The organism is Mycoplasma sp. 2045 (genome assembly GCF_024582715.1).
Classification (GTDB): Bacteria; Bacillota_I; Bacilli_A; order Mycoplasmatales; family Metamycoplasmataceae; genus Mycoplasmopsis.
In genome coordinates this window covers 420,827-433,413 of record NZ_CP102083.1, presented here as the reverse complement: position 1 = coordinate 433,413, position 12,587 = coordinate 420,827, and the positions used below count along the sequence as shown (strand labels likewise).

Here is a 12,587-nt window from a genome sequence, read left to right as displayed (position 1 = left end):
ATATTTTTATATTTAATTAAAACAATTAACAGGAGACTTCATTTATGAAGAAAAAAAATATATTTACGCTTTTAAGCGCTACTCTTTCTTCATCTATACTTTTAATTTCTTCAGTTCCTATCTACATGGGTAAAGATACTACTGATACTAAATATGACAGTTTCTTTTATGGAGATACTGACATATATTCTAATACAAGATATAGTCAATATGGTTCATATGACGATGGAATTGGGTATCAATTCTATGGATATAAAGGAACTCAAAATTTAGTAACTATTGGTGATCCATCAGTAACTGATAATAGAAATCCTAATTTCTTAAATACAAATTATTTTGATAGATTTACTAAAAGAGCTAATTGGGTTGATGATAAATCATTAAATGGTAGACGTAGAAAATGAAAATTAATTTTTCATAAAGATCAACCAGCTAATTTTAGAGAAAACAGATATTTAGGTGGTTTCTATTTTTCTCAAGACATGATTTTAGCGGATAATTCATTCGTTAAATTTTCATTTTATCCAGCTGATATTAATGTTATTGATTACGCAAATGTTTCAACAAAGGAAATTCCGGTTTCATGAACTAAATTACCAACCAATAAAAGTGATTACACTTTTATTAATCCGCTTTATTCTCAAAATCCTTACTTTGAAGATAAGTGACAAAATATTGTTAACTGAGTAAATCCAGAAAATACTTCCACTGCTGGAGCAGCTGGATATAACAATAATAGCGAAATTAGATTAAGAGGATTGTGAACTAATTCTGCCTACCCTTGAACAGCAGAAGAACAAGTAATTGCTGAAAAAAATGGTTTAACTCGTGATAGCCGCTCAGATATTGCTAATAGATTAATTAACGACCAAGTTACTACCCTTGGAAAGGGAACACCTGGTTTCTATCATAAATCTACTAAAAAAATTAATAAATTTGAAAATGGTGAAGTAGCAAGACAATTAATTAATGATGGCTTGTATGATGAAGATTTATTAAATAATGAAGGTATTGGTTTTTGAAATTTATTAGAAAAAAATGCCGGATATATGTTTAGTTTTTTCATTGATGCACCAAATGCTAGAAATAGAGGATGATCAAACAACGTTGTAGTTGTTGAATTTGAAACAGTTGATAATCCTAATTTTAAATGAAATGGCAAAACTTCTGTCCCAACCTTTTTAGGTGGAGCTTACACTCTTTTTGATGTTGGATTTAACTCTGGTTTTGAAGGTGAATCTGGATTTATCATAAGAAGTGAAAAAACTAAATCATCTGAATACAAATTCAGAATTAAAGAAACAGTTAATTCATCTGAAGCTAACATATATTTACCTAAATCAATTAAAAGAAGAGAAGATGACGAAATTGATAATAAATTGTACGAAGTAGGTCTTTATTACACTAATCAAAATGGTACAGAAATTAAATTACTTGATTTAGATAGAACAAAATACAATAACATAAATAATGCAAGAGAATATTATAGTGAATACACTTTAAATTCACCGCTTAATAATATTGATCCAAGCACTTTTAAAATTAAAGCAAAAATTAAAGACACTAATTTCCAAAATCAATGAAATATTGCAGAAGCAAAACTTACTTCTACAACAAAAGATTCTCAAGGTTTTTATGTTTTTAATGATTTAACCTATACTCCTCTTATTACTGATAGATTAAGAATTGAACAAATGTTACAAACAGATTTCCCTAATTTATCAGGTTGAGTTAGTGAATTAGTTCAAAAATTTATTAATAATGAATTTAAAAATAGGGGTGAAAATAAGAATGAAAGTGATGTTTGATTTAATGATCATAAAAACACAAGTACCCCAGATGATCAAAAATATGTGCACAGATTCATTACATTGTTAAGAAGAATGATTCCTATGATTCAATTCGTTTCAGAAGTTGATGAAATTTATTATTCTGATGCAAATAAAGGATTATCTAACGTTGAAGATAAATTAATTTCTCAATTAAATTTTGCTTATTCTTCTACTCAAAATTTAAAAGAAATGGTTGAAAAACTTCATGAATTTTTATCTAGTGGAAAAAATGCCTTAAAAAGCAATCAGCCTCTGCCACAAGGGCAAAAAACTGCTACTGATTGAGGTATTAATTTAAATGGAATTTTAGGTATAAATCACCAAACCTATGATCAAGAAGTAGCTAAATTAGATGGATACAAAGTTGTTGATAATGTAGTAAGTGGAAATATTTATGATATTGCCACTAGTCAATTTGCAACTGCTCATCCAGAACTATATCAATCTTTAAGTCAAGTTGAAAAAACTAATCTTTACAAATTATTTAAAGATAAAGCTATTGAAATAATTAATAATCAATTCACTTTAACTGCTAATAATGGTGGAATAGATAATTTAATTGACACTAATTCAACTACAAACTTAGATAAATTAAGAGAATTCCAAACAACAGTAGCTGAAGCAATTCAGAAACGTAAATATTTAAATAATTATATTGACTGAATTAAAAAGAATTTAAAAACAAGTGCTGGTAAATGAAAAGAAACTGCTTCAGAAAACACCTTATCAACTCGTCAAGGCGAAGAGGGGGAAGAAGAATACAATAAATTTATTGATGCATTTGATAATGCTGAATATCAACAAATTTTCTTAAATGATCCAAGCAAAGAATTTTTATCAAATTATGATAAATTTAATAATTTCAAAACTAAATTAGAAAACGGATTAACTACCTTAACTGAAACTTTACAAGCTTTAGATGGTAACAAAAATCAAGCTAAAAAAGCAGTTAACTCATTTGTTTTTGTTGAAAGCAACGAAACTGAAAGACAAGAATTTAATACTTTAATAACTCAATTGCAAAATAACTATCGAGCAAATGATGGAGTTATAAAAGATACCAATTGAACTTCTAATAATCAACAGTTAGCTGATCAAATTAATACTATTTTTGACAAAGCTAAAAGTAATGTGACTACTAAATTAAATAAATTAACTAATTTAACTGAAACTGAGAAGACAGAATTTTCAAGATTAATCAATGAAACTCAACTTAATCCAATTAGCAAGGAATTTACTCAATTTGGTAACGATGCGAATTTAAAACTAATTTATGATAAAGCAGTATTAATTGATCATATTCGTTCATTAACTAATTTAACTGCTAAGCAAAAACAATCTTTAATTGATCGAATAAATATTGCAGATAGTAATGATAGTAATTATGTAAATCCTAAAAATTATGGAACATTTAAAACTAATGCAACTAATTTAAATACACAAATGAAAGCATTAAAAGAATACTATGATCAATTGCCTGATTCACTTAAACCAAATAATAATGGTGAAATTACTGATGAACTTTATACTTATGAAAAAACTCAAAGTGAAAAAGATAACTACAAACAACTTATTGAGCAAACCAAGGCAGTAATTGATGATTCTGCTACTACTCCAATTACTAATAGCGCAGAAATTGAAACTTTATTAAGAGATCTTGAAGATGCCAAATCTAAATTAGATGGTTCTAGTTCATATTTACCAAGACAAAATGAATTAAAACACATGACAGTTGAATTAAAACAACAATTGTTAAAAGAAATTGATACCACAATTACTAATGAAAGTGATAAAGAAAATCAATTTAAAAAAGTTAAAGCCTTAGACCTAGCAATTGGTAAAGAATTAGAAAAAATTAACCAATGACAAACTAATGATGTGGCAGATACTAATGTTGGTTATAAAAATGCTATTGATTCACTCAAAAATGCTGCCGATAGTTTAACTACCAAGTTAAATACTGCATTTAACTTAAAATTAGCAGATGGTAATCAAAATAAAGATAAATTAAATCAAGTTGAACAAACAGATCCAAATGATTACAGTGGGCTTTATACTAAAGCTTTAGCTAACTTTAAAGCTTTAAAAGAAGAATTAAGTAAACTTAAATCTAAACTTGATGAAAGCACTCGTTTATATAAGTTAACTATTAATCATACTAATAATAAACCACAATTATTTGCTACTAATGTAGCTAAAAATTATGCAACTGATCAAAGTCCTTTTACTGTGGCAATTAATGATAATCAACCAGATGCTGTTATTAAAAATATACAAGTAGTTGCCGCTAATGATGTTGATGGTAAACTTGAAATTACTTATGAAATAGTTTCAGCTAAAACTGATTTAACTGATGTTAAAACTAAAGTGCAAACTTACGTTTTTAAAGCAGATACTCAAGATAATTATCAAACTGAAAAACAAAGATTAAATACTATTGCTAATAGTATTAATGAAGATAAAAGTAAAATTAGTCTTAATTTTACAGCTGCCAATGAATTAGCTAATTCAGAAACTGCTAAAAATAAAGCTAATTATTCATATTCAAATGCAACAAATGAAGAATTAACTTTCGATATCACAAACATTAATCCAGAATCTGATTTTGGTAGAAGTACTTTAAACTTCACTTTAACTTCAACTAAATCTAAAGAAGATTTATTCTGAAGACAAGATAATAATTTAGATAATATCACTTATACAGTGCCAAAATCTGATGCTAATAGCGTAACAATCACCGGATTTAAAAATGGTGAAAAAACTAGATTAGATGGCTTAAGTGGTTATAGTATTGATAGAAGTGATAAATCTAAAATTTTAGCTTCTAAAGTTAATTTAAATGATTTAGATAGTGATAAATGAACTTGAAGTCCTAAAGCAGATGGTCAATATACTTTTGTTGAAAAAAGAATTGTTGCTTATAACGATATTACTGGACAAATTAAATTAGGTTTTAAATTACAATCAACTAAACCTGGCTTAGAGGGAGTAAAATCAGAAGAAAAATTTATAACTATTTCTGGTTTCAAAACTGAAGCAGACAGAATGAATGAATTAGTTGATAATACTGATCAAAATTCTGTAATTAGTCAAAAATCAGGAACAACAAACAAAAAACCTTCTGATTTAACATCAGCTGATTTTGTTACTAATGTTCCAGATTCTCTTGCTAATCAAAATGTTAAAATCGATTCTAATTTAACATTAAATTCAAACGATGATACAGGGGAAATTGGAGTAGCTTATACATTAATTTCAACTAGAGATAATTTAGTTTCAGATAATTGAGAACCTGCTGTTACTAATTCAGATCCTATTAAATCTAAACAATCTAATACTGCAAAGTTTGCAGGTTATTTAACTAATAATCTTGAAGAAATTAATCGTTTAAACTTATTAAAAGTTTCATATGAAAATAAAAATCCACAATTAATGCCTTCTGGAATTTCTGCTAATAACATTAATAGTGCTTTAGCTGTAATTTTACCTGAGAATAGTGATGCTGAAGTAGTTGAATTAGCTATTACTAATCAAGATGATCGAAGTGGTAGTTTAACTATTTCATATAAATTAAGATCAACTAAAGCAAATTTAACTAACGCAGAAACTGAAGTTAAAACTTATACATTTAAATTGGCAACTAATGATAAATATAAAACTGAGCAAGAAAGAATTGATGCTCTTAGTTATCAACCTACTTTAAGTGAAAATGCTAAATTAAATAAAACTGCTTCTGAAATAAAACCAAGCGATATCAATTTTGCTACAAGCGAAACAGATGAAGCTTATGAAGTTGAAATTGTTTCAAATTCTATTAATGATAAAACTGGTGCATTTACTGTTGAATACAAGATTAAATCAAAAAGAACTAGTTTAGATGATATTGTTTCTACTCAAGTAAAAACTGCTACTTTTAATACTTTAACTGAAAGTCAAAGATTAGACAAAGTAATCAATGACAAAACAATCACTAAAGAAATTACTTATGCTGGACAAAAAGCTAAAAATAAAGTTTTAGCTTCAGAAGTAAAAAAAGAAATGTTGAGTCCAAACCAAACATTATTAAGCGATTCAAAAGCTAAAATCGCAATTACTAATGTAAAACCAGATCCAAATAATAATCAACAAGTAATTGTTACTTATAATTTAACTTCTACTAAAGATAATTTAGGTGACGTTACTTCAAGTGTAACTAAAGAAATTACTATTGGTGGTTTCCAAAGCCTAATTGATAGAGAAAAAGAAATAATTGATGCTTACACCAATGATGAATTTGTCGGTTTAGGTGATGCAACTAAATTAGCTTCTGCTTTCAATGATGCTTCTAAGCATAATGATATTAACTTAACTTTCGAAACTCCAAATAATCACGCTAACGAAAGAATTAGTATCACTAATGTAATTGGTTATAATGATGTAATTGGGGCTTTAAAAGTTCAATTTAAAGTTATTAGTAACAAAAACGGTCAAGATGTAGTTTCAGAACCAAAAGAAATTATTATTGATAATTATTTAACTGAAAAAGGTAGATTAAATAATTTACGTCAAGAGATGTATAATCAAAATATTAATGTTGATTATCCACAAAAATCATTATCAATACCTTCAAAAGCAGTAGATGATAATGATGATTTAAGTAATTTCTACTATACTCAAAGCAATGAAAATAAAGCTGAATTAATTAATGTTTCTAAAGAAAGTGTAGATGATGCTGCAGGAACTGTTAATATTGAAGCCGAACTTAGTTCGACCAAAACTCAAGCTGAATTAATTTCTAATTGAGAAGTTGATCCTAATGCTCCTTTTGTAACACCTGTTTCAGATAATACTGCTTTAGGTTCTATTAGTGTATCTGGTTTCAGAACTAAGGCAGAGCAAGATAAAATTGATCGTGAAGCAGAAAAAGAACGTTTAAATAATTTAACTGTTGTATTATATTATGAAAACAAAAATGCAACTTTACCTTCAGATGCAGATATTAAAAAAGTAACTGCAACTATTCAAGAAGCTACTCCGGAAGCTAGAGTTGTAATTGATGGTATTGATGCAAGAAATGAAATTGATGGTTCTATTAGAATCCAATACCATTTAGTTTCTGAAAAAAGTGATGAAATTTATCAAGATGTAATTTCAGATAATAAATATGCTCAAATTAAAGGCTTTAAAACTGAGCAAATGCGTCTTGATGAAATTATGAAAAACTTAGCAATTGAAGCTGGAATTAAAAATATTGCAAGCGACCAATATGATAAATGAACGGCATCACAATTATTTAAAGACTTAATTTTAAATAAATTAGCAACTAATCAAGATACAAGCTATAACTTAAAAGTAGTAGATAAATCGCCTAATGATAACACAGGTGAAATTAGTTATACTTGACAAATTATTTCTAATAGAGGCGTGGTTAATTCACAAAACTTGGATACTGTAACTTCAAGTAGTCAATATAACAAATCAGGTATTTTAAGTGGCTTTAAAACTTTAGAGCAAATTGAAAAAGAAAGATTAAATTCTCTTGATTTTAGTGACAAAGCTCAAAACGGTGTTCTTTATCGTATTGATTATCAAAATAAAGAAAATGAACAAGCTTCAAGTTTAACAAATGCAACCACTAATTGAACTTGAGATACATTAAATAAAGATAATTATGAATTTATTAATCAAAAAATTGTTGGTTACAATGATTTAACTGGTGAAATTCGTTTAAGTTTCCAAATTAGATCAACTAAAGAAGACTTTACTTCTGTAGTTTCTGATACTAAAGAAATTATTATTAGTGGATTTGAAACAGAATCTACTAGATTAAATAAATTAGTTGACACTAATCCATATAATATTTCATTAAATAACACTGTTAATAAAGAAACTCAAAAAGCTTCAACATTAAATAAAGATAATTTTAGTGTTTCAATTAAAGAAAATGCCAACGATACAAGCTATCAGATCTCAGATTTACTTCTAACAGATTCTAATGATAATACAGGTCAAATTGGAGTTAAATACAAATTAATTTCAAATAGACAAGTAAATACTGATCAAAATAATTTGAAAAAATTAGTAAGCAATTGAAAAGATACATTCGATGAACAAAAAGTAATTTCAAAAGAATCAACTCCTGTTAATTTTGCTGGCTTCTTAACAAATACTGAAGAAGAGAAAAGAAGAATTGAAGACTTCTTACCAAAAATTGTGCTTGATTTTACAAATCGTGATCAATACTTACCACTTTATAATAAAAATGATGTAATTGATTCAAAAGTAACTGTTAAATTAAACAACAATGAAACTTTAGAACAAAATCAAATTAAAGTTAAAGAAAATTCATTAACTATTACTGAACGTGATGATCGTGAAGGATATATCAAAGTAACTTATACCTTGCAATCAACTAAACCAGGTTTAGAAGGCGCAGAAATTGTTGTTAATGAAACAAGAAGTGCTAATACTAATAAATTAAGCGGTTTTAAAACTGAATTACAAAGATTAGAAGATCTAGTTTTTGATTTTAATAATAGTATTAGTGATAAAAATCAAAAACAAGCTTCAGATACTACAATTACTATCGGTAATTTAAGTCAAAATGACGCTAAAACGACAAATATTACAATTAGTAATAAAACTCGTGATGATAGAAACGGTACTTTAAGCGGTACTTATAGCATTTATTCAACAAGAGACGGTTTAAATGACATTCATGTTGATGATAAAAAATTCACTATCAACGGATTTTTAACTGAAAAAGAAAGAATTAATAATTTATTAGCAGATGATACAATTCAATCTCATGTTGAATATAAATTAGATAATCAAGCTGAAATTTTACCTTCAGAATTATTAGCTAATAAAGATGAAGTATTAAAGAATTTAAGCACATATTTTGATATGAACTTAGATAATGAAGCGATTAATCAAGTTAATTTAAAAATTGTTGAATTAAGCGCTGATGATACCAATGGCTCAATTACATTTAAATATAAAATTGCTTCAGTTAAAGAAAACTTAACTGATATTGAATCAGAAGAATCTAAAACTATTACTTTAAGTGGTTTCTTAACTGAATTAGACAAGTATAAAAAAGAAGCTAAGAAAACTATTGATGCATTACAAAACATCTCAGAAACACAAAAAGATGCTGCTAAAGCTAAAGTTGAAGAACAAAACACAATTGACAATGTAAATAACATTGTTTCAAATACAACAGCAGTTGATGATGCTCTAGGAACAATTAAAGACATTGCCCCAGTTAAAGAAAAAGTTCAATTCAAAGAAGCTGATGCAGACAAACAAAATGCATTAACTACAGCATTAGACAATTTAAATTCATTAGAAAGCAAAGAAGACTTTGAAAACGCTGTAGAAAACTTACAAGATAAAGTGCAAACTCTTAAAGATGCTCACAAAGCATTAAACGGAGATTCGAACTTAGCAAAAGCTAAAGCAGATGCTATTGCTGCTATTGATAAGTTAAGTTACTTATCAGAAGCACAAAAAGATGCTGCTAAAGCTGATATTAATGCTAAAGAAGCTGTTACAGATGTAAATAACATTGTAAACAATGCTACTTTAATGAATAATGCTAAACAAGCTCTAGATAAAGCTTCTAAAGCACAAAAAACAATTGCTTACACAAAAGCTTCAGATGAACCAAAAGCTAACTTTGATGCAGCCAAAGCTGATGTAGAAGCAATTAAAAATATTACTAACTTTAATGAGCCAGTAGATAACATCGTTGATTTAACAAATAATTTAAACAACGCAACTGCTGCTCTTGATGGAAGTGAAAACTTAGATGCTGCCAAAGAAGAAGCTCTTAAAGATCTTGATAAACTTTCATACTTATCAGATTCAGAAAAATTCAAAGCTTCTGAAGCTATTAAGAATGCTACAGATGCTGAATCATTAGCAAAAGCTATTGAAGATGCTAAAGCTTTAAACAAAGCTAACTACGATAAAAAAGTAGATGAATTAAATGATTTAACGAACCAATACTTACAAAGTACATATGGAACAGATGCTTCAAACAAACATAGAGAAAATGTTGTTAAAGCAATTAATGAATTTAATTCAAAAGCATTCTCAGATACAAATGGAGAAGCTGCTATTGCTAAAGCTCAAAACTTACTTGATTTAGTTGATTCAATCACAACAAACAAATCAAGAAATAACTTTGAAGAGTTAGCTGACGCTTCAGACCTTTGTAATATCGATACTTTAGCAAACGCTGTAATTAAACACAATTACTTTGAAACATCTACAAAAGCTAAGAAAAAACTTAACTCAACAGACCTTAAAAATATTAAACAATTAATTTCTAAGGCCGGAGATATTGATGGATTAAATGTGCTTACAACAGCTATTACTAAATCATTAAAAGACAACTCACCAATCTTAATCTGACCATACTTTGTAGCTGCTTCGGCAGCAACTTGATTATTAGGAATGGCTATCTTTATCTTTGGTAAGAAAAAATAATTGTTAAGTAATAATTAACAAGAAAATTAGTCAATTAATCAGTACCAAATTTGCTTGGTGCTGATTTTTTTGTACATTTTGTGCAATCAAAGTAGGAAAAGAAAAGTAGACAGTTTTTATTTTCTGTCTACTTTTCTTGTCCTAGTTTTTTTTTTTTTTTTACATATATAATGTAAAATAATTAAAAATTTTTATAATTAAACTTAAATATTTAATGTATATATAACGGTAATTATTAAATTTAATTTAGAATTGTAAATTTAATTATAAATTTTTAATTTAAGAAGAGAGAAGAATATGGCAAATAAAAAATTAATAAAGAAATTTTTAACAATTGGAGTAACAACAAGTCCTTTGTTGCTATTTTTACCATCAGCATTGATAAGAGTTGATAACAAAGAAGCCGAAACAGGTGACTATGACCAAATAAATCCTGAGTTTCCAAGTTTGACCTTTTTTAAGGGTCGTTTTTTAATCCATATATCTATAGATATATGAAGCAAAAGAAATTTTATTTTTTACTTACATTACACACATAAAATGGTATAATAAAGAGTATGAAATACAACTTATGCAGAAAAAACAAAACGGAAAATACTATTTAGTCTTAGCAATTTCAAAAGGTTTTAAAAAAGGTTACGGAAGCCAAGTAGGTTTAGGTTATTGAGAAGACTTAAAGAAAAATACAATTTATCAAAAATTGAGGATATAAGACCGATTGCAGCTAAAATTGATGTTAATCTAGACAAAAAAGATGCTAAAGCACATTTTTTGAACTATTAGCTCCAACTTCTGTAAAAACAAGTGTTCAAAATATTGGTATTGATTTGATTTACAAAGTGATTAAGGAACTGGATTTATTTAGCGTTTTAACGGAAAACAGACATAAATCATTGGAAGAAGTTCTTGAATTTGTTATTGGGACTCGCATCATTTTGCCAAGAAGTTATTCTTCACAGTTTAAAAACAAGAATGACTTCATCAACAAAGTTGATGTACAAAAATCTTCAATTTACAACTATCTTGACACTGTTTTGGAGAATAAAAACGCAATTTTGAAAAATTTATTTAACAAAATGAATGAATTAACCAATAGAAAAAACAATATTATGCACTTTGACAACACAACTGTTTATTTTGAAAGTTTTACAAGGGAGGAGTTAGACAAAGAGGATTTTCAAAAGATGGCAAGCATGATGAAGACCAAATTGTAATTGCTATGGCAGTTGATAGTAATGGTATTCCCCTTCACTATAAAGTTTTCCCAGGAAACACAGCAGATTGCAAAACAATGATTGATTTTCTTGTAGAAATGAAAAAACTTTATGGTATTTCGAATCCAGTAATTGTTGCTGATAGAAGTATAAATAACAATGCTAACTTACGTTTTTTAGAACAAAAAGGTTTTAGATATATTTTCCAAAAAGAATTGACACATTAAATGAAGAAAGCAGAAGATTTATTGTGAAAGACAAAGACTATATGTTTGACAATCAAATCTTTTCAAAAGAAAGATACGTTGATTCGATTTGAAATAAGAAGAGATTTAATGGACAAATGAGAAAGCAAATTGTTTACTTTAGCCCTGCGAAACAAACACTTGATAAACTTAAAAGGTTAAATTTCTTAACAAAAATAGACAAAAATCAACAAATCGTGAAATTTGCTTAAGTGATCTTGTTCCTGAATATAAGAAAAATATATGGATGTTGAAGGAAAAACAACAGCCAAATTAAATTATGAAAAGATCAGAAAAATAGCTGATCAAGATGGTTTTTATATGATTGAAACCAACATTATGGACTTAACAGCTGAAAAAGCAAACGAGATTTACAAGCAACAGTGAAAAGTTGAAGACAATTTTAGAATGTTAAAATCTGCCTTACAAATTAGACCGGTATATGTTCATAAAGAAAATCATATTTTAGCTCATGTTTTATTATGTTTTTTAGCATTAGTTACTATTAAATACTGTCTTTACAAGTTGAAAAAATATTACGAAAACAACGGCGAAATTCAAAGAATATCAATTGATTTATTAGTTGATTCATTAAGAATGATGACAATCACTAGAAAAGAAGTGAATGGTCAAATCATTCAAGAAATAATTAATGATTTAGATCCACATCATCAGGAAAATATCAAAATTTATAGAGATTTTATAGCATGCATTGGTTAATTTTATGTGTGTAATTTTGAAACATAAAAAACGAATATGTCTTATTTATAGGCATATTCGTTTTTAGACCTTCAAACTTGGAAACTCGGGAAAAGAAAAGT

At 27.4% G+C, this 12,587-nt stretch carries 2 protein-coding genes and 1 pseudogene; all 3 read left to right on the top strand.

The genetic code is table 4. The features are described 5' to 3' along the window. Positions 1-44 precede the first annotated feature (44 nt). Positions 45-10,307, top strand: a complete 10,263-nt coding sequence (locus tag NPA13_RS01795) for a lipoprotein 17-related variable surface protein (RefSeq protein ID WP_257088664.1) — start codon at positions 45-47, stop codon at positions 10,305-10,307. Positions 10,308-10,604: 297 nt separating this feature from the next. Beyond that, positions 10,605-10,856, top strand: a complete 252-nt coding sequence (locus NPA13_RS01790) for a hypothetical protein (protein ID WP_257088662.1) — start codon at positions 10,605-10,607, stop codon at positions 10,854-10,856. 22 nt (positions 10,857-10,878) lie between these two features. Continuing rightward, positions 10,879-12,486 (top strand): annotated as a pseudogene (locus tag NPA13_RS01785) (IS1634 family transposase). Positions 12,487-12,587: the final 101 nt, after the last annotated feature.